Annotated in this window: 25 protein-coding genes and 1 tRNA gene; 14 read left to right on the top strand and 12 right to left on the bottom strand. The window is 70.8% G+C overall.

What is annotated here, in order from left to right:
* From J2Z30_RS31850 to J2Z30_RS31840, 3 genes are all read right to left on the bottom strand, one after another.
* The gene (locus J2Z30_RS31850) at positions 1-348 is read right to left on the bottom strand and encodes a response regulator (protein WP_020870319.1); all 348 of its coding nucleotides are present in this window, start codon (positions 346-348) and stop codon (positions 1-3) included.
* Positions 349-854: 506 nt separating this feature from the next.
* A complete protein-coding gene (locus J2Z30_RS31845) occupies positions 855-1,928 on the bottom strand; it encodes a glycoside hydrolase family 6 protein (protein ID WP_044573197.1) in 1,074 nt (357 codons plus the stop codon).
* Between the two features lie 18 nt (positions 1,929-1,946).
* A complete protein-coding gene (locus tag J2Z30_RS31840) occupies positions 1,947-3,023 on the bottom strand; it encodes a S8 family serine peptidase (RefSeq protein WP_245388667.1) in 1,077 nt (358 codons plus the stop codon).
* Between the two features lie 396 nt (positions 3,024-3,419).
* Between J2Z30_RS31840 and J2Z30_RS31835 the strand changes: the two genes are divergently transcribed.
* From J2Z30_RS31835 to J2Z30_RS31785, 11 genes are all read left to right on the top strand, one after another.
* Positions 3,420-3,929, top strand: coding sequence for a GtrA family protein (locus J2Z30_RS31835; protein ID WP_044573192.1), 510 nt, complete (start codon positions 3,420-3,422; stop codon positions 3,927-3,929).
* A complete protein-coding gene (locus tag J2Z30_RS31830) occupies positions 3,926-5,221 on the top strand; it encodes a glycosyltransferase (protein WP_044573189.1) in 1,296 nt (431 codons plus the stop codon). Before J2Z30_RS31835 ends, J2Z30_RS31830 begins: the two co-directional genes overlap by 4 nt.
* Positions 5,211-6,968, top strand: a complete 1,758-nt coding sequence (locus J2Z30_RS31825) for a glycosyltransferase family 39 protein (RefSeq protein WP_308280144.1) — start codon at positions 5,211-5,213, stop codon at positions 6,966-6,968. Before J2Z30_RS31830 ends, J2Z30_RS31825 begins: the two co-directional genes overlap by 11 nt.
* A gap of 24 nt (positions 6,969-6,992) precedes the next feature.
* Entirely contained in the window at positions 6,993-8,423 is a 1,431-nt protein-coding gene (locus J2Z30_RS31820) for a hypothetical protein (protein WP_044573185.1), read from the top strand.
* Between the two features lie 200 nt (positions 8,424-8,623).
* A complete protein-coding gene (locus J2Z30_RS31815; protein ID WP_044573182.1) occupies positions 8,624-9,055 on the top strand; it encodes a hypothetical protein in 432 nt (143 codons plus the stop codon).
* Positions 9,056-9,057: 2 nt separating this feature from the next.
* Positions 9,058-10,974 (top strand): PAS domain S-box protein, encoded by a 1,917-nt coding sequence (locus J2Z30_RS31810; RefSeq protein ID WP_044573172.1) that lies wholly within the window; start codon positions 9,058-9,060, stop codon positions 10,972-10,974.
* The gene (locus J2Z30_RS31805) at positions 10,971-11,660 is read left to right on the top strand and encodes a response regulator (protein ID WP_044573170.1); all 690 of its coding nucleotides are present in this window, start codon (positions 10,971-10,973) and stop codon (positions 11,658-11,660) included. The genes J2Z30_RS31810 and J2Z30_RS31805 overlap by 4 nt, the downstream gene beginning before the upstream one ends.
* A gap of 301 nt (positions 11,661-11,961) precedes the next feature.
* Positions 11,962-12,654 (top strand): phosphatase PAP2 family protein, encoded by a 693-nt coding sequence (locus J2Z30_RS31800; protein WP_052701477.1) that lies wholly within the window; start codon positions 11,962-11,964, stop codon positions 12,652-12,654.
* A gap of 5 nt (positions 12,655-12,659) precedes the next feature.
* Positions 12,660-13,349, top strand: a complete 690-nt coding sequence (locus tag J2Z30_RS31795; protein ID WP_037955385.1) for a response regulator — start codon at positions 12,660-12,662, stop codon at positions 13,347-13,349.
* Positions 13,346-15,469, top strand: a complete 2,124-nt coding sequence (locus tag J2Z30_RS31790; protein WP_209468923.1) for a GAF domain-containing protein — start codon at positions 13,346-13,348, stop codon at positions 15,467-15,469. Before J2Z30_RS31795 ends, J2Z30_RS31790 begins: the two co-directional genes overlap by 4 nt.
* 99 nt (positions 15,470-15,568) lie before the next feature.
* Positions 15,569-16,552 carry a polyprenyl synthetase family protein gene (locus J2Z30_RS31785; RefSeq protein ID WP_044573152.1) on the top strand — a complete coding sequence of 328 codons (984 nt, stop codon included), beginning with the start codon at positions 15,569-15,571 and terminating at the stop codon, positions 16,550-16,552.
* Here J2Z30_RS31785 and J2Z30_RS31780 read toward each other — a convergent pair.
* Genes J2Z30_RS31780 through J2Z30_RS31770 form a run of 4 tightly spaced genes read right to left on the bottom strand, consistent with a single transcriptional unit; the run spans position 16,527 to position 18,463 of the window.
* Entirely contained in the window at positions 16,527-17,819 is a 1,293-nt protein-coding gene (locus tag J2Z30_RS31780) for a glycosyl hydrolase family 8 (RefSeq protein ID WP_044573149.1), read from the bottom strand. The two genes, J2Z30_RS31785 and J2Z30_RS31780, sit on opposite strands and share 26 nt — an antisense overlap.
* Positions 17,816-17,986 carry a hypothetical protein gene (locus J2Z30_RS31775; RefSeq protein WP_209468922.1) on the bottom strand — a complete coding sequence of 57 codons (171 nt, stop codon included), beginning with the start codon at positions 17,984-17,986 and terminating at the stop codon, positions 17,816-17,818. Before J2Z30_RS31775 ends, J2Z30_RS31780 begins: the two co-directional genes overlap by 4 nt.
* Positions 17,962-18,093: a hypothetical protein gene (locus J2Z30_RS51080; protein WP_281062772.1), complete on the bottom strand. Its 132-nt coding sequence runs from the start codon at positions 18,091-18,093 to the stop codon at positions 17,962-17,964. Before J2Z30_RS51080 ends, J2Z30_RS31775 begins: the two co-directional genes overlap by 25 nt.
* Before the next feature lie 13 nt (positions 18,094-18,106).
* A complete protein-coding gene (locus J2Z30_RS31770; RefSeq protein ID WP_044573146.1) occupies positions 18,107-18,463 on the bottom strand; it encodes a PRC-barrel domain-containing protein in 357 nt (118 codons plus the stop codon).
* 164 nt (positions 18,464-18,627) lie between these two features.
* On the opposite strand from J2Z30_RS31770, the gene J2Z30_RS31765 reads away from it, so the two are divergent.
* Positions 18,628-18,795 carry a hypothetical protein gene (locus J2Z30_RS31765; RefSeq protein ID WP_020870302.1) on the top strand — a complete coding sequence of 56 codons (168 nt, stop codon included), beginning with the start codon at positions 18,628-18,630 and terminating at the stop codon, positions 18,793-18,795.
* 192 nt (positions 18,796-18,987) lie between these two features.
* Here the strand turns inward: J2Z30_RS31765 and J2Z30_RS31760 are convergent, their stop codons facing one another.
* Together J2Z30_RS31760 and J2Z30_RS31755 are read right to left on the bottom strand one after the other, a co-directional pair.
* Positions 18,988-19,887, bottom strand: coding sequence for an RNA polymerase sigma factor SigF (locus tag J2Z30_RS31760; protein ID WP_209468931.1), 900 nt, complete (start codon positions 19,885-19,887; stop codon positions 18,988-18,990).
* 92 nt (positions 19,888-19,979) lie between these two features.
* Positions 19,980-21,311 carry an MFS transporter gene (locus J2Z30_RS31755; protein WP_372453340.1) on the bottom strand — a complete coding sequence of 444 codons (1,332 nt, stop codon included), beginning with the start codon at positions 21,309-21,311 and terminating at the stop codon, positions 19,980-19,982.
* Between the two features lie 107 nt (positions 21,312-21,418).
* On the opposite strand from J2Z30_RS31755, the gene J2Z30_RS31750 reads away from it, so the two are divergent.
* Both J2Z30_RS31750 and J2Z30_RS31745 read left to right on the top strand, forming a co-directional pair.
* Positions 21,419-21,805 (top strand): ArsR/SmtB family transcription factor, encoded by a 387-nt coding sequence (locus J2Z30_RS31750; RefSeq protein ID WP_044573141.1) that lies wholly within the window; start codon positions 21,419-21,421, stop codon positions 21,803-21,805.
* A 123-nt stretch (positions 21,806-21,928) separates the two neighbouring features.
* On the top strand, positions 21,929-22,591 hold the full coding sequence (locus J2Z30_RS31745) for a DUF4232 domain-containing protein (protein ID WP_078957352.1): 663 nt from the start codon (positions 21,929-21,931) through the stop codon (positions 22,589-22,591).
* A gap of 58 nt (positions 22,592-22,649) precedes the next feature.
* Here J2Z30_RS31745 and J2Z30_RS31740 read toward each other — a convergent pair.
* The 3 genes from J2Z30_RS31740 to J2Z30_RS31730 form a co-directional block, all read right to left on the bottom strand.
* Positions 22,650-22,723 (bottom strand) — tRNA-Thr (locus J2Z30_RS31740).
* A 103-nt stretch (positions 22,724-22,826) separates the two neighbouring features.
* A complete protein-coding gene (locus tag J2Z30_RS31735; RefSeq protein ID WP_044573138.1) occupies positions 22,827-24,371 on the bottom strand; it encodes an alpha/beta hydrolase in 1,545 nt (514 codons plus the stop codon).
* A 158-nt stretch (positions 24,372-24,529) separates the two neighbouring features.
* On the bottom strand, positions 24,530-25,756 hold the full coding sequence (locus J2Z30_RS31730; RefSeq protein WP_044573135.1) for a DNA polymerase III subunit delta': 1,227 nt from the start codon (positions 25,754-25,756) through the stop codon (positions 24,530-24,532).
* Positions 25,757-25,953: the final 197 nt, after the last annotated feature.

Genomic DNA, 25,953 nt, shown 5'->3' with positions numbered 1-25,953 from the left:
TCATTCGGAGATGCTCCTGAGCAAATCGGGTACTGCGGTTTTCAGGACGCTGGGGTTGTTCGTCGGAGATTCCAGACATTCCATCTGCGGGTCGGAGACTGCGGTCAGCCGGACAATCCGCGCGGACGGTAGGAGTTCGCCGATCAGGCGGACCAACCGCTGCGCTTGCCAGCTGGGCTCATCCACGTCGATCAGCACCACATCCGGCTGCATGTGGTTGGCCAGAGAAATTGCTTCTCGGGCCGACCCTGCAATTCCGGATAGCTCCAGTCCGGGCTCCTCGACAACGAGATCGGCGAGAGCACTCAACACCAATGGGTGGTGCTCCACGACGAGAACTCTGTGCATCGATTGGAGCTCCTTCGGGGCTTGTCCTTTCGCTTCACGACATTAGGGAGTGACCGCGGTCGGAATCGCCGTACACCTGGCTGAAATCTGCGTACCTCAATTGCGGGAATTCCGGGCACACCAAACGGCCGAATTCCGCCTACCTCAGTTGAGGTAGAGGAATTCGGCCGTTTTATATGGGTTATGTCCGTTTTAGGCGGGTGGCCTGAGGGCTCAGGAGCTGCTCTGGAGGCCCCAGGCAGCCCTCAGCAGCCGCCCAGGGACCGCCCAGGCAGCCCTCAGGGCATGCAAAAGGCGCCGATCACGAAGTGACCGGCGCCTTAGGGGGTGTCCGGCAGATCTGCCCCCTCCCCGCCCCTTCCCGTCACCAGGGGCTCCGCCCCTGGACCCCGGGGGCTGGGACGGAGACCCGGTTTTGGGGAGGGGCGGGGAGGGGAGCAGGCCGCCGCAGGCGTCACTATCCGCCGGACTCGCCCCTGGTCTGGTCAGGAGGGGCCGGGGGAGCGTCAGCGCGTCAGGCGGTACGCGTAGCGGGGGACGAACATCCCCGCACCGGCGGCACAGCCGTCCGCCTGGCCCGGCTGCTTGACCCACAGGAAGGCATCGACCCCGGGGATGCCCGTGGCGGCGGTGGGGGGCCTGCCCAGCTTGCGGCCCGGCGGATCGCAGAAACGATGATTACGCGTGGGCCCCGCCCCGTTACGGCTGGTGTCCACCACGACCCCCAGCCGGGGCCGGCGCAGCTCCCGGATCACGGACAGCCCGTAGCGCACCTCGTCGGCGGTGGCGTTGAAGTTGGAGACGTTGACCGCTATCCCGTCCCCGTACCGCTCTATACCGGCGCGCCGCAGCCGCTCGGCCATGGTCCGCGCTGGCTGCCAGCCGGAGTTCCCGGCGTCGTAGTAGACCCGGGCGCGGGGCGCGCCCCGCTGGAGCGCCCGCGCCGCGTACGCCAGCGCCGCGAACCGATCCGCCTGCTGCCGCCGCTTGAGACAGCTCATATGCGCGAGCGCGTCCGGTTCGAGGATGACGATGGCGCGCCCGTTCCCTATACCCCGGGTGAGGGCGTCACTCCAGCGCCGGTAGGCGTCCGTGTCCCCGGCGCCGCCGGAGCTCAGTTGCTGGCAGTCGCGCTGGGGGATGGTGTACGGGACCAGCACCGGCAGCCGTCGCTGGGCGGCGGCGGTGCGGACGAGGTTGCGGGCCCGCTCCTCGATCAGAGACTCATTGGTCTCGGTGAGCCAGGCGGCCTGGGGCTCGGCGGCGATCCGCCGGGCGATGGCCGCCGCCCGCCGGTCGTGCGGATGGTCCCGTACCCAGGTCGCGGCCGGGTTGTGGGGGTCGACGTAGAAGCGCGTCGTGGCCGGGAAGAACGGCTTGGCCACGGGGAGCGACGGCTTGGTGGCGGACGGCCGCACCGGGCCCACGAACAGGGCCTGCACGGCGGTCGCCGCCATCACCACCTCGACCACCAGCACCATCACGATCAGCTGGGCGACACCCCGCCCCGCCCACCGGGAGGTGCGGGCACGCACCGGCGGGCGGGGGCGGCGGTCGCGGCCGCACAGTTTCGTGATCATGGCGAGTCCTGCCCGGCCTCAGCCGCGGTGGGAGTTGTCGGGCGGCCTGCGGCGGCTGATGAGCACCACCGCCAGGATCGCGAGCAGCACCAGGACCCCGGCCACCACACCTATCGTGACCAGGGCGGATTCATCCCCCTCGGTTTTGGGGGCGGCGGAGTCCGGGGTGGCGGACGGATGGCGGCGGGGCGCGGAGAGCTCGGTCGAGGCGGGGGGCGCGGCCCGGTCCGCCAGCGCCTTGGCCGGGGCGATCACCCCGTACCCATAGCGCGGGTCATGGCCCGAGGAGCCCTTGCGGTCGGCGGTGTCGATCAGCTTCTGGACCACCTGGTTGGCGTTCCAGCGGGGGTGCTCCGAGCGCAGCAGCGCGGCTCCCGCCGCGACCCAGGGCGCCGCGAAGCCGGTGCCGTCGCCGGTCCAGTAGTCGTTGTCGCCGGAGGTGGTGAGGATGGCGACGCCGGGGGCGGCCAGGAGGGTCTTCCCGCCGTGGTGGGAGGAGGTCCAGACGGCGCCCTTCTTGTCGGTGGCCACCACGGCGACCACTCCGGGGAGGGCGGCCGGATAGGTGGGCCGGTTGCCGATCTTGCCGTTGTCGCCCGCACCGGCCACGATCACGGCGTCCTTGCCGACGGCGTACTTCACCGCGGACCGCAGTGCGGGGGTCGGCCGCTTGAAGTTGACGGCCAGGTCGATGACGCGCACGCCATGGTCCACCGCGTGCCGGATGGCCTTCGCGGTGGGGTCGGCGAGGGGCTTTCCGTCGCGGTAGACGCCGAGCGGCATCACCTTGGCCTTGGGCGCGAGCCCGTACACCCCGTCGCCGCGGTAATTGCGGCCGGTGCCGGCGATGATTCCGGCGGCATGGGTGGACTGCTCGGCCGACTTGCCGCCGTCCCGGGTGCCGAAGCCGCCGGTGCCGCCCGCGAAATCCTTTCCGCGGACCACGCGGCCGCGCAGATCCGGATGGGAGGCGTCGACCCCGGTGCCGATGACCGCCACGGTCACTCCGGCCCCTTTGCTGAATTTCCAGGCGCGCTCCGCCTTGAGCGCGGTCAGCGCCCATTCGGAATCGTGCAGCCCACCGGAATCGTGCAACCCACTGGAATCGGAATCACTTGCCGCAGCCGGCGTGGCCAGTGCGAGTGTCATCACGGCGATGACCGCTCCGGCCCGGCCGGCGAATGGATGGCGTGACATCACGTGACCTGACATTACGTCACCTACTCTCCTCGCACGGGACGCAAGGCCGTCCGGCCCATTTCATCTTTGGGCATCCCCCGCAGGTACTGGCACCCGCGAGAGGGTGAGCGTCCCGTCCCTTCTTTGGGGGACCGGTCCGGATACCCCGGCCCCGGCTCTCCCCAATACGGGGGATAGGACGGGTCCGCCGAAGGTGTACCACCCGCTCCCCCGGGCGCGGGTACTACCTCCTTTTCGGGTGACGCACTCTTGGGTCAACGGCGATAAGAGCCTCCTGTCGAGGGAGTCGCGATGCAGCGTTTCCGAACGTTCAGCGAGCGCACCGGAGAGCCGGGCGAAGAGGCGGACAGCACCGACCGTAATGCCCGCAGGCGGGCCGGAATGCTGTTCCGAGTCCGCCAGGTCCGGAACCCGATGGCGGGCATGCCCGGTCTGGCCCTGCGTTTCGCGGTGGTCGGCGGGGGCGGTGTGGTCGTGAACACGGTGGTCCTCTTCGTCCTCTATCACTGGGCCGGACTGCCGCTGCTGGTGGCGTCGTCGATAGCGGTGGAAATCGCCGTCGTTCACAACTACCTGCTGAACGACCGGTGGACCTTCGCGGTGGCCACGCCATCCCTCGGACGATTCATCAAGTTCAATGTCTCGGTCCTGGGCGGGCTCGGGGTCAATGTGCTCATCGTCTGGTCACTGGTGCGCACCGGAATGCATCTGCTGCTGGCGAACGGCCTCGGCATCGCGGCGGCTTTCGCGGTCAACTTCGCGTCGAGTACCGGCTGGGTCTGGGGGAGGCGGAGCCGATGATTGTCGCCATCGTCTACCTGGTGCTGATCGTGGTCTCAATCCTGCTCACCGTGCAGTCGGCCCATGTCCTCTATCTCATGCTCTACACCTGGGACCGGGCGGACGCCGAACGGAAGGCTCGGGCGCCGGATGAATTCCTGCCGCCCCAGATCTCCTTCAGTGTCCTGCTGCCCGCCCGGCATGAGGAAGACGTCATCCAGAGCACCATCGAGCGCGTGGTGCGGGCCAACTATCCGGCCGAACTGCTGGAGGTCTTCGTGATCTGCTCACAGGACGACGACGGCACGATCAAAAAGGCCGAGGAGAAGATCGACGACCTGAAGCGGAAAGGGCTGCACAATGTGCGGGTCGTGGTGTTCGACGACAAGCCGATCAACAAGCCGCACGGCCTCAACACGGCCCTTCCGCACACCGCCAACCAAGTGGTGACGATCTTCGACGCGGAGGACGACATCCACCCCGAGATCTTCTCCCTGGTGAACACCGTGATGGTCCAGGAGAAGGTCAAGGTGGTCCAGGCCGGTGTGCAGCTGATGAACTACGAGTCCAACTGGTACTCGACGCTCAATGTCCTGGAGTACTTCTTCTGGTTCAAGAGCCGGCTGCACTACCACGCCCACTACGGCTCGATCCCGCTCGGCGGCAACACCGTCTTCTTCGCCCGTGAGCTGCTGCTGCGGCTCGGCGGCTGGGACGACCGCAACCTCACCGAGGACGCCGACATGGGGCTGCGGATATCCGCCATGGGCGAGCGGGTGCGCGTCGTCTACGACGACCGGTATGTGACCAAGGAGGAGACCCCGCCGACCCTCGGCCACTTCATCCGCCAGCGCACCCGCTGGAGCCAGGGCTTCATGCAGACCCTGAAGAAGGGCACCTGGAAGAAGATGCCGACGCGCAAACAGCGCTGGCTCGCCTTCTACGTCCTGGCGTTCCCGCGCGGACAGGCGCTGTTGGGCATCTATCTGCCGATCTCGCTCGGCATGATTCTGATCCTCAAGGTGCCGGTGCTGATCGCGCTCTGCTCCTATCTGCCCGTTCTGCTGCTGGCCGCGCACTTTCTGGTCCAGGCGGTCGGCCTGTACGAGTTCACCGGTGCCCACGGCCTCGAGGCCTCGCCGAAGGCCATCGTGCGCATGGCCATCGCCTGGTTCCCCTTCCAGATGGTGCTGGCGTACGCCGCGCTGCGGGCCATGCGGCGGGAGATGCTCGGCCGCCACGACTGGGAGAAGACACAGCACGTAGGCGCCCACCGGGCCACCACCGAGGAGGCGGAGTCGCGTGTCGGATAACCCCACGCCCTCGCGGCCGGCGGCCGTCGACGCGGAAGGCCGGAACACCGCGGACAAGAACACCGAGGCGGACAAGCACACCGCCGCGGACAAGAACACCGAGGCCCCCGCGCGGCGTCCGCGCCGCCGCCGTCCGCGGTTCTCCGTGGAGCGCGGCTGGTTCCCGCCGCTGGGGAACAAGGGCAGGATCGCCCTGGTCGCCTCCCTGCTGACCGGGCTGCTCACCCACGGCTACCACCTGTTCCGCTACCCCCTCTACCTCACCGACGAGGGCATCTACATGCAGCGGGCGTGGTCCGTGGTGCGGGAGACCAGCCTGTCCCCGTACACCTACGACTACGACCACGCCCCGCTGGGCTGGATCACCCTGGCCGGGTGGATCTTCCCGCTGCCGAAGCAGTTCGAGACCTTCGGGAACGCGATCAACACCGGACGGTTCCTGATGCTGCTGGTGCATGTGGTCGCCGTCTATCTGCTGTTCGAGATCACCCGGCGGCTGTCCGGCAGTGTGCTGGCCGCCACCGTCACCTCGTTCCTCTTCAACGTCTCGCCGATCGCGGTCTACTTCCAGCGGCAGGTCCTGCTGGACAACCTGATGATGCTCTGGCTGCTGCTGAGCCTGTTCATGCTGCTCAGGCGAGAAGTCACGATCAGATCGGTGTTCGGCGGCGGACTGGCGCTGGGGATCGCGCTGATCACCAAGGAGAACGCGATCTTCTTCGTGCCCAGCTTCATGTATCTGCTCTACCGAAGGGTCAAGGGGTCGGCCAGCAGCCGGTTCACCAGCACCCTCTGGCCGTTCGCCGCGGCCACCCCGATCGGCGCCTACGTGACCTACGCACTGCTCAAGAACGAGCTGCTGCCGAGCGGTTTCGACTTCGACCTGAACAACCCGCCCGCGGACCATGTCTCGCTGCTCTACACCCTGTGGTGGCAGCTCAACCGCAACCAGGGCACCCTCTTCAGCCACACCGGTCTGCTGCAGACCAGCTGGCTGGTCCGGGACAAGTTCCTGCTGATCGCCGGGGTGTGCGCGATGGTGATGTGCCTGTGGATCGGCACCCGGGACCGCAGGCGCAACCTGGGCTTCCTGATCGCAGGGACGCTGGCCTTCGGATACGCCTTCTACCTGGTGCGCGGCAGCGTGGTGCTGGACTTCTACGTCACTCCGCTGATCCCGATGCTCGCGCTCAATATCGGCATGATCACCGACCGGCTGCTCAAGGGCTCGTTCGCCAATCGGTTCATGCGCGGCGCGCATTCTCTGACCCGGGTCGCCGTACCGTCGTTCGTCGCCGTTCTGCTGCTGGTGTCACCGGCCTCCGGATATCTCGTCCACACCAATACCGAGGGCCGTACGCAGATCGCCGACCAATACCAGTCCAAGATCAACCTCACCGGAATGCAGCATGCCCAGATCGCCTGGGTGCGCAAGCACGTACCGCCGAATTCGCGCATCATCATGGACGACGACCTGTGGGGTGAACTGCACGATGTACGCCCGTTCTACCCGTACGCGCATTCCCACTGGAACGCCTCGTCGGACCCGGATGTGCGCGACAAGCTCTTCAAGAAGAAATGGCAGAACGTCGACTACATCATCATGTCGAACAAGATGCGCAAATCGATGATGACCAACAACTCCGACGGCCGGGAGAACTGGATTCTCCAGGCGCTGCGCAATTCCACCCGCGTCTGGTCGGAAACCCAGGGCAATATCAAGCTGGAAATCTACCGTGTGCAGTAGCCATGGGAAGAGGAGGTGAAGGCCATGCCTGAGTACGACGACGACTGGGATGTTCCGGAGGACAGGGATGATCCCGAGAACGAGGAGAACACCCCCGACGGTGAGAAGAAGAAAAAGCTCACCTGGAAGACCGTCCTGCTCGCACTCGTGGTCTTCGCGATCGTCGGATCGCTCGTCCAGGTGGTCGCGCGCGGCGGCTTCGGAGGCGCCCTGAACACCACCGGCAGCGGAGGCGGCAGCGCCCCGAAGAAGGAGCAGCACTCCCGGCAGGAGCAGGAGATACGCCCGCCCAAGCAGCCCAAGACCATCAAGCTGGGCAATCAGCGGGTCCCCCAGGCGTCCGGCCCGATCATCGTGATCAACCCGGGTCTGGTCACCCCCGGCGGCAGCGCCGCGGTCGAGGGCGGTGGCTTCGACAAGAAGGCCACCGTGGACATCCTGATCAAGGCCCGGAAGTCGGACACCAAGGGCCGCGCCATCGGCAGTGTGCGCTCGGACCGGTTCGGGTCGATCTACGCCCGGTTCACCATGCCCGATACCGCGGGCAACCGGCCCGCGACGCTGGTCGCCCAGCAGCGCGGCAGCAGCAAGACGGCGGAGGCCAAGGTGATCACCGGTGGCGCGGTCGGCACCGCCAAGATCAACAAGTTGGTGGGCCGCCCCGGCGACGTGGTGACGGTCTCGGCCCGCGGCTTCCGCCCGGGTGAGCCGATCGACGTCTTCTGGGGACGGACCACCGGCATCCCCGTCACCACGCTGCGCACCGACGGCAGCGGCGGCGTCGCCCATGCGGCGATCAAGGTGGGCGTGGCCCCGACCGGCTCCAGCACCCTGGTCCTGGTGGGCAAGCGCAGCAAGACCACGGCCACCGCACCCTTCCAGATGCTGGCCATGTACCCGTCGATGAAGTCCAAGCCGTACGCGCTCAAGGCCGGCCAGCGGATCACGCTGTCCGCCAACAAGTTCGCGCCCGGCGAACGGGTGCTGGTCTACATCAACTCCACCGGCGGTCTGCCGGCCTTCACCGCCCAGGCCAACGGCATGGGCCAGATCCGCGACGTGGCGTTCAACGTGCCGTTCGGCCTCAAGGGGCGGCAGACGCTGATGGCGATCGGCGACCAGAGCCGGGCCGTGGTCCGCTCGGGCTTCACCGTGCTGCCGTACAGCCCGTCCGCCGAGCCCAGCGCCTTCGGCGGCAGGGCGGGCACCACGCTCAGCTTCTATGTCGCGGGGTTCGCCCCGGGCGAGACGGTGACCGCCTACGCCGGTTCGGGCTCGAAGGCCCAGCGCAAGATCGGGACCTTCCAGGTGGACAGCCGGGGCAAGGCTGCGGCCGTGGGCTCGTACAAGATCACTCCGGCGGATGAGAGCGGTGTGTCCTTCCAGCTCATCGGCCAGAAGAGCGGTGGCGTCGCCAGGGCGAGCATCAACATGTCCCAGGGCCGCGGGGATTAGGGACCGCGAGTGGCGCCGAGGGAGAACGTGGGCCGGGCCGGGCCGCCCGCCGGGAAGCGGCGGGAAGCGGCGGGAAGCGGCGGACACGGCGGCGGGACAGGCCCACGTTCCAGGGAGCGACCGGCCGCCGACGGCCTCGGGGCGGCTCACCCGGGCGGCTCACCAGTTCCGTAGATGTACCATGCGTCCTGGAGTGTCCTATGAGCGTAGTTTTCGGCCCTAACTCACGAAGAGTCCTACAATTCCTGACCCATATCGAGGACCTCTCCCCGGAGGAGATCGACCGGGTGGCCGATCTGTGGAAGCAGACGTCCAGCCAGACCCGCGCCGAGGGCTGGGCAGTGGTCCACCGCACCACCACGCCCGAGGAGCGGTACCGGATTCTGGTCGCCGCCTCGGTGGCGCGCCGGGCCGCCCTGGACGCCGCGCGGAACCACAAGAAACACGACTGGGCCTTCTGGGCCGCGGTCTGGGACGCCGCGACCGCGGTGGCCGTCTGCGACCGCATCGGAAGCCACTACAACGTGCTGGTCGCGCCGCTGGCCGCGGTCATGCCGTCGCTGGCGCACTGCCGGCGCGATGAACTCGAGCCCCGCGAGCTGCAGGGCGCCGTCCTCAAGGGAGGTGGGTAGCGATGGGCGACAACCGGATCGCCGTTGTGGTGGCCGATGACGACCCGGCCGTCCGCGAGGCGCTCGCCGACCTCATCGACTCCCACCCGGACCTGGAGCTGGTGGGCCTGGCCATCAACCATGAGCAGGCCGTGCGCGCGGCGGTGGACCACCGCCCGCAAGTCGTGATCATGGATGTGCACATGCCCCGGGGCGACGCCCCCGGCAGCGTCCGGGCCATCCGCGACCAGGTCCCCGAGGCCCGGGTGGTGGCGCTGTCCGCCCACGGCGAACGCGAGACCGTGCTGAACATGCTCGCCGTCGGGGCCAGCGGCTATCTGGTCAAGGGCACCCCCGCCGAGGAGATCCTCGAGGCGATCATCCGGGCCGCCCGCGATCAGTTCAGCATGTCCGCGGAGCTGCTCGCCGACTGCGCCGAACCGCTGCGCCGCGCCGAGCGCGCCTCCTGGCGGTTCGAGGACCTGGTCGGCAACCGCCTGGAGGACTCGTACCTGGAGCTGCTCAGCCACGCCCCCTGCGGAGTGCTCGTGGTCGGCCCGCGCGGCCGGATCGAGTACGCCAACGCCCACATCCGGCACATGTTCGGCTACAGCTCGGCGGAGCTGCGCGACAAGCGGCTGCGGGACCTCGTCCCCGAGCGCTACCGCACCGCCTCCGAGCAGCTGATCGGCCGGGTCTTCACCACGCCGTCCGCGATGAGCGGCCGCCGTCGCGACGGCGGCGAGTTCCCCGCCCAGTTCAGCGGCGGCCATCTGCAGGGCCGGCAGCCCCGCGGGGTGGTGTTCGTCGCCGACCTCAGCCAGCTGCGGGCGGCCGAGAGCCGGTTCCGCCAGCTCATCGAGTCCTCCCCGGACGCGATGCTGATCGTGGACACCAGCGGCCGGATCCAGGCGGCCAACCACCGCACCGAGGCGCTCTTCGGCTACGACCGCGACCATCTGATCGGCCGGGCTGTGGAGGCGCTGCTGCCCGACCAGCCGCTCACCGTCTCGCTGCGCGAATGGGACGACAGCCTCGAGGAGCCGGTCGGCCACAGCATGGAGCTGGTCGGGCGGCGCAGCGACGCCAAGCAGTTCCCCGCCGACGTCAGCATCAGTCCGCTGCGTACGGAGGAAGGCCTGCTCACCGTCCTGACCATCCGCGACATCACCGAGGTGCAGCGCGCCCAGTTCGTCCTGGAGCGCAGCCTGGAGCTGCTGGAGGTCACCGACCGCGACCGCCAGGCGCTGCTCAGCCATCTGGTCCACGCCCAGGAGGCCGAGCGCGGCCGGATCGCCGCCGACATCCACGACGACACCATCCAGGTGATCACCGCCGCCAGCCTCCGCCTCCAGCAGCTGCGCCGGCGGCTGCGGGACCCGGACGAGCAGCGGGTGATGGACAAGCTGGACGAGACCCTGAAGCTCTCGCTCAGCCGGCTGCGCCAGCTGATCTTCGACCTGCGGCCGTCCAGCCTGGAGCACGGCTGCCTGGCCGGGGCGCTGCGCGGCCTGCTGGAGCAGATGCGCACCGAGACCGGCGTCACCTACCGGCTGGAGGACCGGCTCACCGCCCACCCCCCGGCCGAGACGATGGCGCTGATCTACCGGACCGCCCAGGAAGCGCTGGTGAACGTGCGCAAGCACGCCCACGCCAAGACGGTCCATGTGCAGCTGCTCGGGCTCGACGACGGCTGCCTGGTGCGGATCGTCGACGACGGCGAGGGCTACAACCCGCTCGAGGTGGAGTCCCGCCCCGGCCACCTCGGGCTCTCCCTGATCCAGGAGCGGGCCCAGATCGCGGGCGGCTGGTGCCGGATCGAGAGCGAACCCGGCTCCGGCACCACCGTGGAGTTCTGGGTGCCGCTCGGCACTCCCCCGGGCGCGCCGCTCGCCACCCCCGACTCCCCCGACTCCCCCGAAGGGGACCCGCAGCCGTGACCGCACCTCCCGAATTGACGAAGGTGCTGATCGTCGAGGACCACCGGGTGGTGGCCGAGGGGCTGTGGGCCCTGCTGGCCGAGTACTCGGATCTGACGGTGGTCGGCTGGGCCGACTCGGTCGCCGAGACCGTGCCGATGGCCAAGGAGATGAAGCCCGATGTGGCGCTGGTCGACTTCCGGCTGCCCGACGGCACCGGGGCCGACGCGGCCGGCGGCATCCGGGCCCATGACCCGTCCGTCGCCATCGTGATCCTCAGCGCCGACGCCAGCGACTCGGCGCTGCTGGCCGCCGTGGAGGCGGGCGCCTGCGGCTATCTGCTGAAGTCGGCGAGCGGCGACGAGATCGCGTCCGCCATCCGCTCGGCCGCCGAGGGCGAGACCCTCATCCCGGCCAGCACGCTGGTGGAGGTGCTGGCACGGCACCGCGAGGACGCGCGGTCCACCGCCGAGCAGACCGGGCGTCTGGAGAGCCTGACCCCGCGCGAGCAGGAGATCCTCACGCTGATGAGCCACGGCCTGGACAATCGGGCCGTCGCGGAGCGGCTGAGCATCAGCTACGCCACCGTGCGCACGCATGTGCGCAGGATCCTGGAGAAGCTGGAGGCGCGCTCGCAGCTGGAGGCGGTCGCGAAGGCCGCCGAATTCGGCTTCAAACCCGCGCAGCCGGAGGGGCCGGAGGAGTGAGTGACGGGCTGATCTGACCCGTGCCCGCCTTCGGTACGGCGGTGGCCCCCTCGGGTGCGGCGGTGGCCCCCTCTGGTGCGGGGGCCGTTTGCGTTTCACGTTTCGCCTACGGGCCGGGTTCACCTGGATGAGCCCGTACGGATGGGGGCGACCATCTGGGGCGGGACCACCTGGGGCGGGACCATCCGGGGCGGGTTGGCCGGGGGCGGGACCATCCGGGGCGGGTTGGCCGGGGGCCAAATGGAATGACAAATCCCCCTTCGGATGGAATCGCGGAGCTACCGAGACGGGTTCCCTCCTCATGCGAATCCCTGGACGGATCCGATGCCCGCTGAGCCGCGGGCGCACGATCGCCTTCCTGGTGGCCGCCGCCTGTTACGCGGCGGTCCTCACGGCCGTCCTCACCGGCTCGCAGCTCGTCCGGTTCGACTGGCAGGTGGCCCTGTTCAAGCCGTACGAACAGTGGCCGCGGGTCCGGCCGGCGCTGGACGCCTTCGTCATCGCGGGCCAGCGCGGCCCCACCGCCCTGGCCGCCCTGGCCTGGGCCGTCTGGCGCGGCGGCCGGACCCGGAGCCCGCGTCCGCCGCTGGTCCTGGGAGTGGCGCTGCTGCTGCTCAACACGAGCGTCGGCGCCGTCAAGATCCTCACCGGGCGGCTGGGCCCGTACGACGCCCGGACCCCCGGGTCCGCCGAGCTCTTCCACGGCGGCATGGTCTTCCCCTCCGGTCACGCCGCCAACGCCGTCGTCGTCTGGGGCACCCTCGCCTATCTCGCCGGTCACCACCGGCGGACGGGCGCGCTGGTCGCCTGCGTGATGGCCGTCGGCGTCGGTCTGACCACCGTCTATCTGGGCACCCACTGGGTGAGTGACGTCCTGGGCGGATGGGCGGCGGGCGTCCTCGTCCTGCTGGCCCTTCCCCTCTTCGAACCGCTGATCGCGACCGTTTCCGCGTATGTCTCCGCTCGTGCGGCGGGGTACTCCATGGGCAGGTGAACCAAGTGGCGCTTCGCGTGCTGATCGCAGACGACCATGCGGTGGTCCGGCAGGGCCTGCGCATGATCCTTGGCCTCGACAACGACATCAAGGTGGTCGGCGAGACGACCAACGGCCGGGAAGCCGTACGGCTGGCCCGGGAGCTGTGCCCCGACGTCGTCCTGATGGACCTGCTGATGCCGGTGATGGACGGCGTATCGGCCACGGCGGAGATCCGCCAGGACCTCCCCGAGGTCGAGGTGGTGGCGCTGACCAGCTCCCTCGACGACGCCATGGTCATGGGCGCCGTCCGGGCGGGCGCCATCGGCTTTCTGCTGAAGAACGCCGAGGCCGACGACCTCCGCAACGCGGTGAAGGCCGCGGCCGCGGGCCAGATCCATGTCTCCCCCGCCGCGATCTCCCGGCTGATGGGCCAGGTCAGGGAGCCCAGCGGCCCGGAGCAGCTCACCGAGCGGGAAACCGAGGTGCTGACCATGCTCGCGCGCGGCAAGGCCAACAAGGAGATCGCCCACGATCTGCGGATCGGCCAGCAGACGGTGAAGACGTATGTGAGCCACATCCTGACCAAGCTCGGGGTGCACAGCCGGACCCAGGCGGCGGTCTACGCGGTGCAGTCCGGCCTGGTGCCCGCGGGTGAGCTCACTCCTCCGGAAGCAGTGGAGTCGACGACGAGGGAGCAGTGGTGGTCGGCGTGATCAGTACACGGTGGACCCCGACCCGGCGGAGACGGAGCGGCACCGCGCTCGCCGAGGTCACCCAACACATCCTGGCGGGCGAGACCGCCGACGCGACGCTCCGGCTGATCGCCCGCCGGGTGCGGGAGCTCCTGGGCGCCGATATGGCCCGGGTGATGGTGCTGGAGCCGGGCGACGTCCTGACGATACGGGCCACCGACGGCGCCCCGTGGACCGCGCCGAGCGGACCGCTGACGCCCGGCGGCTCCTCCCCCGCCCGCCAGGCGATCCGCGCCGGCCGGCCCACGGTCTCCGGCGACGAACGGCGGCCGCGCCGGCGCGGCCGGAACCCCCGGCACGCGGTCCCCGCCTCGGTGCTGGACGCGCCGCTGCTGGTGCGCGGCCACCCGGTGGGGGTGATCGAGGTGGCGAACCGCGGCGGCGGGCGCCGGCTCACCCACGCCGACGTGAGCACCGTGGGGCTCTTCGCGGCGGCCGCGGGCCATGCGGTCGCCCAGATCCGGCACCGGGAGCATCTGCGGCGGCTGGCGTCGGCGGCGGCCGGGCCGGGCACCAACGGTTCCGGGGGCTTGTCCTTGGGGTCTTCGGGGTCCTTGCAGTCCTTGGGGTCTTCGGGACTTCCGGAGGCTCCGGGGGCACCGGGGGCACCGGGGGCACCGGGGGCACCGGGGGCACCGGGGGCACCGGGGGCATCAGGGGCGCCGGGGGCCGTGCGGCCTTCGGGGTTCGCCGGGGCGTCAGGGGCTTCGGGGTCCTTGGGGCCGCCGGGGTTCGCCGGGGCCGCTGGGGCCGCCAGGGCCGCTGGGGTCGCCGGGGCCGCTGGGGTCGCCGGGGCCGCTGGGACTGCTGGGGTCGCCGGAGCCGCCGGAGCCTCTGGGACTACTGGGGCCGCTGGTACTTCGGGGTCCGCTGGGCCCTCCGGTTCCCCTTGGGGTTCGTCCGGCCCCTCGGTGTTCCCCCGTTCCTCCGGCCCCTGCGTACGGCGGACCCTGGACTCCCTGGCCGCGGGCGCGGTGGCCCGTACGGGCGCCGCGAGCTGCACGGTCTATCTGCTGGAGCCCGGCCCGTCGGCGAATCTGCGCCTGGTCGGCGGCGGCCACGGCCACACCCCGCCGTCGCGCAAACCGGCGCTGGAGGCGATCGGCGGGGCCGCGCCCGTCATCCACGGCGGCGGCCGTACCGGCGCGGACGGCGAGGGCCCCGCGCGGGGCGCGGTGGCCGCCTGGCCGCTGCTGCGCGAATCCACCGCGATCGGCGCGATGTGCTGCCACTTCCCGCCCGGCCGCGACCCCGGCGAGGCGGACATCACCCTCCTGGAGGTGATCGCGGGGCATGCGTCCTGCGCGGTGGAGAACGACCGGCAGCGGGCGGCCACCCAGGACAAGGCCGTCCATGAGGAGCGGCATCGCATCTCGCGCGAGCTCCACGACTCGGTCTCACAGGCGCTCTACGGCATCGCGCTGGGCGCCCGTACGGCCCGCGAGATGCTGGAGCGCGACATCGACAGCGCGGAGCCGGTGGAAGGCCGGACCGGGACGGCGAGTCATGCGGAAGCACCGGGTCGGGTCGATCCGGTGGCGGGGCACGAGACCGCCGGGGAGGTCGTGGACCTCGCCGAGCTGGCCGAACTCGCCGAGCCCATCGAGTACATACGGCGGCTCGCGGACGCCGCGATCGCCGAGACCCGGACCCTGCTGTGCCGGCTGCGGCCCGAATCGCTGGAGACCGAGGGGCTGGTCGCCGCGCTCACCCAGCATGTCGAGGCGCTCCGGGCCCGGTACGGAATCGCCACCGAGGCGAAGCTGGACGCCGAACCGGAGACCACACCGGAGGCCAAACACGCCCTGTACCGGATCGCCCAGGAGTCGCTGCACAACGTCGCCAAGCATTCGCAGGCCCGGAACGTACGGCTCCATCTACTCAACGAGCCGGGCGCCGTCACCTTGACGGTCGCCGACGACGGAGTGGGCTTCGACTGCAAGGGCTCCTTCCCCGGCCATCTCGGGCTGCTCTCCATGCGGGAGCGGGCCCGCGAGGTGGGCGGCACGCTCAACGTGGACAGCCGCCCCGGCCAGGGAAGCCGCATCCGGGCCAGGATCCCGGCCGCGCCGGACCCCTGATCCGTCGTCCTGGGACCACTTACCGACGACGTCCTGAAACCAGCCGCCGATGACACGCCCTCAAGCCCGCCAGTGGCGACATATGAGACATTTCTGTCCATGCAGCCGACCGTGCGGGACCACGCGCTGGCGGACGGCCTCCGGGCCGGCCAAGCGGCGGTGGAAGAGGGCCTGTTGCGGGCCACCAAGAGCGATGTGCCGTTCATCACCGAGACCGCGCGGGAACTGACGCGCACGGCCGGGCGACGGCTCCGGCCGCTGCTGGTGCTGCTGGCGGCGCGGTTCGGCGACCCCGGCGCCCCGGGCGTGGTGCCCGCCGCCGTGGTCGTCGAACTGACCCATCTGGCCACGCACTACCACGACGACGTCCGGGACGAGGCGGCCGTACGGCGTGACGCCCCGCGCCCGGACGCCAACTGGGACAACACGGTGGCGGTGCTCACCGGCGACTTCCTCTTCGCCCGTGCCTCGCACATCCTGGCCGACCTGGGGCCGGAGGCCGTACGGATCCAGGCCCAGGCGTTCCGGCGGCAGGTCACCGGCCAGATCCTGGAGACGACCGGACCGCGCGACGGCCGCGACCCCGTCGAGCACCATCTGGACGTACTGGCGAGCCGGACCGGCTCACTGACCGCCGTCTCGGGACAGCTGGGCGCACTGGCCTCGGGCGCGGACCCGAGAGTCGCGGACGCACTTGCGCGGTACGGCGAACGGCTGGGCGTGGCGAGCCATCTCGCCGACGAGGTGGCGACCCCCACCGCCCGCCGCCCCACCCTGCCCGTCCTGCTGCTGGCACGGGACGCGGACCCCTCGGACCCTGCGGACCCCGCGGACCCCTCGGCCCCCTCGGACCGGGAGCTTTACGAGCTGCTCACCGGGCCCGCCGGGCGGGCGGGGCGCGCGGAGGCGGTGGCGCGGCTGCGCACCCATCCGGTCCTGGACGGGGCCCGCGAGGAGACCGCCCGTCAGGCCGACGCCGCCCGCGCGGCCCTCTCCGCGCTGCCCGACTGCCCGGCGCGGGACGCCCTGGAGTCGCTGTGCGAGACGGTGGCCGCGCCTACGGCACCCAGTAGTTGTGGCTGACCACCAGCATCGACTGGAGCCGCGCCCCCTCCGCGTAGGCGCGGGCCGGATCGGGCGGGGAGGCGCACATCCGCGCCCACAGCGCGTCCAGCCAGCCCTGCGCCCCCTCGGCCCCTGAGTCGCCCTCGCCCTCGTCCCCGCCCTCGTCCTCACCCTCGCCCTCACCCTCCGTCAGCGCGGCGACCGCGAAGGGTGCGAAGAAGGCGGGCGAGCCCGGGTCCCCATAGGCCGTGCCGTCGAGCCGGTATCCGCTCCGGATCCGCCCGGGATCACCGCCCGTCGCCGCCCTCGCCCAGCGGCTGAGCTCGCGCGCGGCCGCCCGGGTGCGTACGTCGCCGCTGGTCACCGCGTCGGCGCCGAGCCGCCAGGGGTCGCGGCAGGCATTCCAGTGGTAGTCGCCGTCGTGCGGGCTCTCCAGGACCTGCCCCGGCGCGGGCCTCGGCTCGCCGGACGTGGTGTCCACGACGAAGTCGGGGAGCAGCCCGGTGGCCGGGGCATGGCGGGCGCGCAGCGCCCCGGCCAGCGACAGATGCGCGTCCAGCACCTCGTCCCACCGCGGATCGCCCGTGGCCGCCCGGAACGCCCGGAAGTGGTCCGGCATCCAGTCCGACGTACGGGAGATCTCGTCATAGCGGCCCGAGGACCAGTCGCCGAGCTTGGTCAGCCGGGTGGTGGGGTGCACCTCGCACTCCATGACGGCGTCGATCCGCCGTACCGCGAGCGCCTCGTAGTCGTAACCGTCGTGGCCGCCGCGGCCGTCGTAGCCGTCGTGGCCGCCGTAGCCGTCGTAGCCGCCGTGGCCGCCGCCCCACTGCCGGGCCGCGAGCAGCAGCCCGTACGCGATGTCGAGGTCGCCGTCGGTCGCCGAGTCCCCTCCCCCGACGTCCCGGCCCTCGGCGTCCTGCTGGGCGGCGTGCAGATCGGGGTGGTTCACGGAGGGGTGGGCCAGGACATGCCGGAGGATGCCGTCGAAGAGGGCGTGGGCGTCGGGGTCGGCGCCCGCCATCAGCGCGGTGATCACCAGTCCGTAGCCCTGGGCCTCGGCCACGAACGGGTGCGCCGCGTCGGGGGTGAACACCGCGCGGCGGCCCCGGCCGCCCGCCTCGTCGCCCGACCGCAGGAAGTACGTCTTCCACAGCCGGTAGTGCTCCAGGACCCGCCGGTCGGCCGCCGCCGGGTCGCCGTCGCAGGAGGGCCGGAGCGTGCCGGGGGCGTACGGGATGGCATGCGCCCCGAACGGGACGCGGGCCTCGGCGCGTCCCGTCATCGGAGCCGACGCCGCCGGCCCCGCCGTGCCAGCCGCACCAGCCCGAGGACGATGTCGACCACCAGCACCACCACGCCGATGATCAGCAGATAGCCCAGCCCGTGCACCACCCAGCCGATGAGGCCGAGCGCGATGGCCACGATCACCAGGAACAGGAAGAGCGCCACCGTCGACACCTCTCCTCGATCGTCTCGGTCGTCTCGGTCGTCTCGGTCGTCTCGGTCGTCTCGGTCGTCTCGGTCGTCTCGGTCGTCTCGGTCGTCTCGGTCGTCAAGCGTCCTCGGCCATCAGCGGCGCGCGAGCTGCCGCCCGCCACCCGGACCGGACTGGTACGTCTTCCCGTAGTGCTGGAAGATCGCCCCCTCCCGCTCCGCGGGCAGCACATCGTCCACGCCGAGCGAGGGTGCCTTCTTCACCAGCGACCGCGCGTAGGAGACCTTCACATAGCCCGGCCCCACCACCGCGTCGTCCACGGGGACGAACACCAGACGGTGACGGGTGGGCAGCCCGGTGCGGACGGTGGCCATGGCGGGTTCGTCGGTGGACGTGGCCACGTAGATCGCCTCGAGCACCCCGATCTTGCGGCCCTGCTCATCGACGACATCCTGGTCGCGCCACTCACGGATATCGGCTGGCTGGATCATGACATATCACCCTCTGACCTCTGCCCTTCCAGCCTGCCTCCGCTCACCGTGGGACGCCACGCCATCCGGCCACCAGGAGTAACCGAGTGTTCGAAACAGCATGAATTGATCAGGTGTGCCGGATTCCCGATGGGGTACCCGGCGCGGCGAGGAGGTTGGTAATCATGGTCCCCCTGCTTGTCGTTCTTCTTCTCGCTCTGCTGCTCTTCGGCGCCGGATTCGCGCTGAAGGCTCTGTGGTGGATCGCGGTCATCGTGCTCGCCGTCTGGCTGATCGGCTTCATCGCCCGGCCGACAGTCGGCGGGCGGCGAGGACGGTGGTACCGCTGGTAACCCGAAGACGGTACGGATAAACCACAGCACAGACCGAAGGGGCCCGGCCGGAGAAATCTCCGGCCGGGCCCCTTCGGTCGTGTTCTGTTGTGATCGGCTGTGATCAGCGGCCTTGTGATCAGCAGCGCGGCGGCAGTGCCCTTGCGTACGCGGACCTACTCCGCTTCGTACGCGGGCCTGCTCCTGGCGGGCCTACTCCTCGGTGAGCATTCCGCGCCGCAGTCGGCCGAGCGCACGGCTGAGCAGCCGGGAGACATGCATCTGGGAGACGCCGAGCTCGGCGCCGATCTCCGACTGCGTCAACTCCTCGCCGAACCGCATCTGCAGAATGCGGCGGTCCCGCTCACCGAGCTGCTCCACCAGCGGCTTGAGCGCCTGCAGGTTCTCCACGGCCTCCATGGCCGGGTCGACGTCGCCGAACCGGTCCGCGTACGTGGTCACGCGCGCGGCGCCACCCTCCTGGTCCGCGGGCGCGTCCAGCGAGGTGGTGAGATAGCCGTTGCTGGCCACCAGTCCGTCGACGACCTCGTCCTCGCTCAACCGCAGATGCTCCGCGAGCTCGGCCGTGGTGGGCGACCGGTCCAGCCGCTGGAACAGCTCCTCGTTCGCCTTGGCGAGGTCGATCCGCAGTTCCTGGAGCCGGCGGGGGACATGCACCGCCCAGCTGGTGTCGCGGAAGAACCGCTTGATCTCGCCGACGATGTACGGAACGGCGAAGGTCGTGAACTCCACCTCACGGGTCAGGTCGAACCGGTCGATCGCCTTGATCAGCCCTATGGTGCCGACCTGGACGATGTCCTCCATCTCCACCGAGCGGTTGTGGAACCGCCGGGCGGCGTACCGGACCAGCGACAGATTGAGCTCGATGAGGGTGTTCCGCACGTACTGGTACTCGTGCGTCCCCTCTTCCAGCTCCGTCAGCCGATCCAGGAACGTCTTGGTCAGCGCCCGCGCGTCCTTGGGCGCCACCTTCGCCGGATCGTCCACCGTGGGCAGGTCGACGGGACCGGCGGTCTCAACTCCATTCACTGCGATGTCACTTACGCGAACGTCATGTGCCTGCTCAGCTTCCGCTGCTGTCAGCATCGACATCGTCGCGGGTGCCGTGTCGTTCACCGTCGCACTCCCTGTATCGGCTGCATGCATAGGCTGATTGGGGTCCCGTCTACCCACCCTCCATGCCCTCATGCCTCTTTCCTTTGGGCAGACGGCGGGCCGGCGCGGACCACCAGGCCCCCGACGAGGGCCAATGCCATGAGCACGGCCCCGAAGACAGTCGCCCCCGCCGTCAGCCCCACCGCGTCGCTGAGGTAGCCCGCCGTTACCGGCAGTACGCCCGCGGGCACATAGCCACCGACGTTGAGCGCCGCGTTGGCCTCCGCCAGACGGCTCGGCGGAACACTGGAGTTGAGCAGCGACAACCCGCCGAGCTGCCCCATCCCCTGCCCCGCCCCGGCCAGCAGCGCGGCGGCGACGAGCAGCGGCACGGAGGACGCACGGACGGCGGCGATGAGCGCGGCCATGCCGATCGTCGTACTTACGGCACCGGCGAGGAGGATCGTCCGCCGGTCCAGCCGCTGAACCGCGAACTGCGCACCGGTCGCGGTGAGGAACATCACGAAGGCCATGGCTCCCGCGACCACCGGGCTGGTGGTGTCCAGCAACCCCGCGAGCAGCGACGGCCCGAGGGAGAGCACGAAGGAGGTGGCGGTGATGCCGGGCGCGAAGACGGCGATCCCCATGAGGAGGTCCCCACCACTCCCCCGAGGCACCCCGGGAATCCGCACCCAGGCGCCGCTCGCGGGCGCGAACCTCCCGGGCGCGGACTGTGCGGGCGCAGACCTCGCAGGCACGGACTGTGCGGGCGCAGACCTCGCAGGCGCAGGCCTCGCGGGCACGGACTGTGCGGGCGCGGCCGAAGCACCACGCAACGGCATCCGCACCACCACCAGGACCGCCGCCACCAGCAGCAGCGCCTCCAGGACGAACACGCCCTCGCCCAACACCCCCGCGAGCAACGGCCCCAGCCCGGCCCCGAACACCATGGCGCACGAGGCCAGCAGCGCCGCCAGCCGCCGCCGCTCCGGCCCGGCCACATCGGTCACCGCCGCCATCCCGGCGGAGACGACGGCGCCGACCGCGATCCCGCTGAACAGCCGCGCCACGATCAGCGCGGCCACGCTCGACGCACTCGCGAAGATCGCGCACGCCGCCAGCGCGAGCCCGAGCGCGGGCAGCAGCACGGGCTTCCGCCCCACCCGGTCCGAGACCACGCCCGAGACCAGCAGCGAACCGATCAGCCCGACGATGTAGCAGGCGAAGATCACCGTCAGGGTGCCCTTGGAGAACCCGATCTCGCGCTGCCACCGCACATACAGCGGCGTGGCCGCGTTCGACAGAACGAACACCGCGGTCACCGGCCACGCGGCGGTCCACACCCACCGGGTGGCGACGCCGCCTGCCCCTCCATCGGCCTCCCGCGCACCCGAGACCGCCCTCGCCCGACTCCCCACCACGACAGCTCCTCCCGGCAAACGCTCAGTACGACTTGAGTCGAACTTAACATGCAGTACGATTGGACTCGTACAAAGAGCCACGCACCGAGGACCCCCAGGACCCATCCATGACCCCCCGGACCACCGAAAACGGACGCCCCGCCATCACGGCACTCCCCGACCCCCCGGACCTCCCGCCCCCGCTCCCGGAGCCGACCGTGGCGAACATCCGCCTGGAGACGGTCCTGGCGGCGCTGAGCGATCCGCTCCGCCTCCGCATCGTGCGCAAACTCCTTCTCGAATCGGAGCAGTTCGATCACACCTGCGGCTGGTTCGGCCTCGACCGTCCCAAGTCCTCCCTCACTCACCACTTCAAGGCCCTCCGCGAGGCAGGCATCACCCGTCAGCGCCAATACGGCCTGGAGCGCCGCAGCCACGTCCGTATCGCCGACCTCAACGCCCGCTTCCCCGGCCTCCTGGACCTCGTGGCCGACTGGACCCCGCCCGAGCGGTGACGGCGGGCGTTAGCCGGGCGTTAGCGGATCGACAGCGGTCGTTAAGAGAACGCCAGCAGCGGCCGACACCATGGATGGTGCGTGAGCAGGAACCGCACAAACCAGAAGCCCATGGGGGTCGTCATGTCGCACCACATTCTCAACCGCCGCATCCGTAAGGCCGGTGCGGCCGCGCTGATCGCCGCCGCCTCGGCCGTCGCCCTCACCGCCTGCGGGAGCAATGACTCCTCGTCCGACGCCAAGGGGAGCTCCTCCTCGAAGTCGTCACAGTCGGACGCCTCGATCCACAGCCAGGCGGGCAACAAGACCGGCAAGCAGGCAACGGCCCTGGGCTCGGGCGCCAACAAGGCCCAGGCGACCTCCGAATGCCAGCCGGGCACACTGCGGGGGACCCTGGACTCCGCCGGCACCTCCCAGGCGGAGATGAACCACCGGGGCACCTTCCTGAAGGTGACGAACACCGGCGACGAGACCTGCGTGATCAGCGGCTACGCCGGGGTCGCCCTGGAGGGCGCCGGCCACACCGCCATCAAGACCACCGCCCGCCACGGCAGCACCTACTTCGCCACCGACCCGGGCACCCACCCGATCGCCCTCGCCCCGGGCAAGAGCGCCTGGGCCGACCTGGTGTGGACCACCACCGGCGCCGGGACCGCCCACGCGAAGTACCTGCAGATCTCCCCGACGGGCAGCAACTCCCACAGCACGGTCGCCTTCAACCAGGACCTCGACAACGGCACCCTCTCCTTCACCGCCTGGTCCGCCAAGCCCCCCATCAACGGCTGACCCCCCGAAAACCCAAAGAAGCCCAGCCCGGACACTGTCCGGGCTGGGCTTCTCACTGAGCCGCCTAAGGGAATCGAACCCTTGACCTACGCATTACGAGTGCGTCGCTCTGGCCGACTGAGCTAAGGCGGCATGCCGCGGAGCCAGATTGGCAGCAGCGGCGTCGCCAAGTCTACACAGTTTCGAAGGGTGCTCCGTACGGGGCCGGGTGGGGCCTGGGCTGGGGCGGGGCTGGTCAGTGGCAGCGGGTGTGGGGGGCGGGTGGGCGGCCGGTGAGGAGGTAGGTGTTGATCGCGCTGTCGATGCAGCTGCTGCCGCGGCCGTAGGCCGTATGGCCGTCGCCGTCGTAGGTGAGGAGGGTGGCGGAGGAGAGCTGGGTGGCGAGGGCGCGGGCCCAGGGGTAGGGGGTGGCGGGGTCGCGAGTGGTGCCGACGACGACGATGGGGGCGGCGCCCCTGGCGTGCAGGGCGTGGGCTGCGCCGGTCGGGCGGACGGGCCAGTAGGCGCAGTTCAGGGCCGCCCAGGCGAGGGCCTTGCCGAAGACGGGGGATGCCTTCTGGAAGTCGGGGATGGACTTCCTGACCTCGGCGGGGGTGCGGAAGGCCGGTGGGAGGTCGAGGCAGTTGACGGCGGGGTTGGCGTACATGAGGTTGGCGTACGAGCCGTCGGTGTCGCGCTCGTAGTAGAGGTCGGCCAGGTTGAGCAGACCGCCGCCGTGGCCGCCCATCGCGGAGCGGAGGGCGGTGCGCAGCTGGGACCAGGCGGTCTCGTCGTACATGGCGGAGATCACGCCGATCGTGGCGAGCGGCTCGCCAAGGGCGCGGGACTCGCCGGTGCGGGCCGGGTGGGAGTCGAGGCGGGCGAAGAAGGCGCCGAGCCGGTCGCGGGCGGCGGACACGGAGCCGGTGCCGAGGGGGCAGCCGGTACGGCGCACGCAGTCCTTGGCGAAGGCGGTGAAGGCGGTTTCGAAACCGGCGGTCTGGTCGCGGTTGATGCGCCGGGAGGACAGCGCCGGGTCGAGCGCGCCGTCGAGGACGAGGCGGCCGACGCGGTGGGGGTAGAGGTCGGCGTAGGTCGCGCCGAGGAAGGTGCCGTAGGAGGCGCCGACGTAATTCAGCTTCCGGTCGCCGAGCGCGGCGCGCAGCACATCCATGTCGCGGGCCGCCTCGACCGTCGAGACATGGCCGAGGATCCGGCCGGAGCGGGTCGCGCAGCCGTGAGCGAACTTCTTGTAGGCGGCGACGAGACGGTCTGTCTCACCGCGCCCGTCGGGCGTCTGGTCGGTCTGGGTGAAGGTGTCCATCTGCTTGTCGCTCAGACAGGTGACGGGCTCGCTCTCGGCCACGCCGCGCGGGTCCATCGCCACCATGTCGTAGCGGGCGCGCACCCGGGCCGGGTAGCCGATGGCCGCGAAGCTCTGCAGATAACCGACCGCGGAGCCGCCGGGCCCGCCGGGGTTCACCAGGAGCGAACCGAGGCGGCGGCCGGTGCCGGTGGCCTTCTTACGGGAGACCGCGAGCCCGAGGTCCCGGCCGGTGCCGGGCCTCGCGTAGTCGAGCGGGGCCTTGAGCGTGGCGCATTCGAAGTCCGCGCCGCCGCACGGGCGCCAGCTCAGCGTCTGCTCGTAGTACGGCTTGAGGGCGGCGGGGACGGCCTTCTTCGACAGCGACGCCGCGCGCGGCGCGGAGGCGTCGGCCGAGCAGCCGGAGGACAGCAGGGCGGCGGCCGTAAGGGCGGCGCCGAGGGTCCGGAGCGGGCGGCTGCTGCGTCGGGTGTGCATGGACTGATCCCTCGGTTCGCGGTCGAGTCGCGGGATCGCGCCGGCCGGATCGGATCACCCTGTACTGGTTCCTATGGGATAGGACCGGTTCGCCCCCTTACGGAGAGTATCCACTCGGACACGCTCCATGCGTCCGGTGACGAACCCGTACGGGTGACTCAGCCCGCCCGCAGCGCCATGGTCATCGCCTCGACCGCCAGCAGCGGCGCCACATTGCTGTCCAGCGCCTGACGGCAGGCCGTGATCGCCTCTATCCGGCGCAGCGTCCGCTCGGGCTTCGAACCCGACGCGATCCGCTCCAGCACGTCCCGTACGTCGGTGTTGGCGAGCGCCACCTGGGAGCCGAGCTGGAGGGCCAGCACATCCCGGTAGAAGGCGGTCAGATCGGTGAGCGCGAGGTCGAGGCTGTCGCGCTGGGTGCGGGTGGCGCGGCGCTTCTGGCGGTCCTGGAGGTCCTTCATGGCCCCCGCCGTACCGCGCGGCAGCCGCCCGCCCGTACCGGCGGCTGCACCCAGGGCGGCGCGCAGCTCCTCGGTCTCCTTGGCGTCGACCTCCTCCGCCACCTGCTTGGCGTCCTCGGCCGCCGCGTCGACCAGCTCCTGGGCCGCCTTGAGGCAGCCGCCCACGTCGTCGACGCGCAGCGGGAGCTTCAGGACGGCGGCGCGGCGGGCGCGGGCCCGCTCGTCGGTCGCCAGGCGGCGGGCGCGGCCGATATGCCCCTGGGTGGCGCGGGCCGCGGAGGCGGCGAGCTCGGGGTCGATGCCGTCGCGCCGGACGAGGATGTCCGCCACGGCGTCCACCGGGGGCGTACGGAGGGTGAGGAGGCGGCAGCGGGAGCGGATCGTCGGCAGCACATCCTCCAGCGAGGGCGCGCACAGCAGCCATACGGTGCGCGGCGCGGGCTCCTCGACGGCCTTGAGGAGCACATTGCCCGCGCCCTCGGTAAGGCGGTCGGCGTCCTCCATGACGATCACCTGCCACCGGCCTCCGGCGGGCGAGAGCTGGGCGCGGCGGACGAGCTCACGGGTCTCCTTGACGCCGATGGTGAGCATGTCCGTACGGACCACCTCCACATCGGCGTGGGTGCCGACCAGGGCGGTGTGACAGCCATCGCAGAAGCCGCAGCCGGGGGCGCCGCCGAGCGCCCGGTCCGGGCTGACGCACTGCAGCGCGGCGGCGAAGGCGCGGGCGGCGGTGGCCCGGCCCGAGCCGGGCGGGCCGGTGAACAGCCAGGCGTGAGTCATCTTGGACGACGCCATGGGCTCCCCGACGGGGCCGCCGCCCGCCTCACTGACCGCCGTGACCAGGGCGTCCGCATCCCGCGCGGCAGCCGACAGCTGGACCGCCACTCGGTCCTGCCCGACCAGGTCGTCCCACACCGTCATGGCTGCCTCCGCCGTTCGTCCCTACGGCACCCCATTGTGGTCCACCCCACCGACACCCGAACGCGTCACCCACCGCCGACGCCATCCGGTCGGCGGGTCTCCGGCGGCCACCCGCCGTCGGCGCGCTGACGCAGCCACCCCGCCGACAGCCGGACACGGCCATCGGCTGCGACGCGGGGACGGTTCGTCTTCCCCCG

It is taken from the genome of Streptomyces iranensis (assembly GCF_017874715.1).
GTDB classification, from domain to species: Bacteria; Actinomycetota; Actinomycetes; order Streptomycetales; family Streptomycetaceae; genus Streptomyces; species Streptomyces iranensis.
Note: the sequence above shows the minus strand (reverse complement) of the source record. Positions and strands in the feature narration are given on the sequence as shown.

Excerpts from the sequence above, each read along its gene's own strand:
- J2Z30_RS31820 (WP_044573185.1), top strand. The coding sequence starts at position 6,993 with ATGCCTGAGTACGACGACGACTGGGATGTTCCGGAGGACAGGGATGAT.
- J2Z30_RS31735 (WP_044573138.1), bottom strand. The coding sequence starts at position 24,371 with ATGCACACCCGACGCAGCAGCCGCCCGCTCCGGACCCTCGGCGCCGCC.
- J2Z30_RS31810 (WP_044573172.1), top strand. The coding sequence starts at position 9,058 with ATGGGCGACAACCGGATCGCCGTTGTGGTGGCCGATGACGACCCGGCC.
- J2Z30_RS31745 (WP_078957352.1), top strand. The coding sequence starts at position 21,929 with ATGTCGCACCACATTCTCAACCGCCGCATCCGTAAGGCCGGTGCGGCC.
- J2Z30_RS31850 (WP_020870319.1), bottom strand. The coding sequence starts at position 348 with ATGCACAGAGTTCTCGTCGTGGAGCACCACCCATTGGTGTTGAGTGCT.
- J2Z30_RS31815 (WP_044573182.1), top strand. The coding sequence starts at position 8,624 with ATGAGCGTAGTTTTCGGCCCTAACTCACGAAGAGTCCTACAATTCCTG.
- J2Z30_RS31760 (WP_209468931.1), bottom strand. The coding sequence starts at position 19,887 with ATGTCGATGCTGACAGCAGCGGAAGCTGAGCAGGCACATGACGTTCGC.
- J2Z30_RS31845 (WP_044573197.1), bottom strand. The coding sequence starts at position 1,928 with ATGATCACGAAACTGTGCGGCCGCGACCGCCGCCCCCGCCCGCCGGTG.
- J2Z30_RS31780 (WP_044573149.1), bottom strand. The coding sequence starts at position 17,819 with ATGACGGGACGCGCCGAGGCCCGCGTCCCGTTCGGGGCGCATGCCATC.
- J2Z30_RS31835 (WP_044573192.1), top strand. The coding sequence starts at position 3,420 with ATGCAGCGTTTCCGAACGTTCAGCGAGCGCACCGGAGAGCCGGGCGAA.
- J2Z30_RS31800 (WP_052701477.1), top strand. The coding sequence starts at position 11,962 with ATGCGAATCCCTGGACGGATCCGATGCCCGCTGAGCCGCGGGCGCACG.
- J2Z30_RS31765 (WP_020870302.1), top strand. The coding sequence starts at position 18,628 with ATGGTCCCCCTGCTTGTCGTTCTTCTTCTCGCTCTGCTGCTCTTCGGC.
- J2Z30_RS31730 (WP_044573135.1), bottom strand. The coding sequence starts at position 25,756 with ATGACGGTGTGGGACGACCTGGTCGGGCAGGACCGAGTGGCGGTCCAG.
- J2Z30_RS31750 (WP_044573141.1), top strand. The coding sequence starts at position 21,419 with ATGACCCCCCGGACCACCGAAAACGGACGCCCCGCCATCACGGCACTC.
- J2Z30_RS31830 (WP_044573189.1), top strand. The coding sequence starts at position 3,926 with ATGATTGTCGCCATCGTCTACCTGGTGCTGATCGTGGTCTCAATCCTG.
- J2Z30_RS31785 (WP_044573152.1), top strand. The coding sequence starts at position 15,569 with ATGCAGCCGACCGTGCGGGACCACGCGCTGGCGGACGGCCTCCGGGCC.
- J2Z30_RS31770 (WP_044573146.1), bottom strand. The coding sequence starts at position 18,463 with ATGATCCAGCCAGCCGATATCCGTGAGTGGCGCGACCAGGATGTCGTC.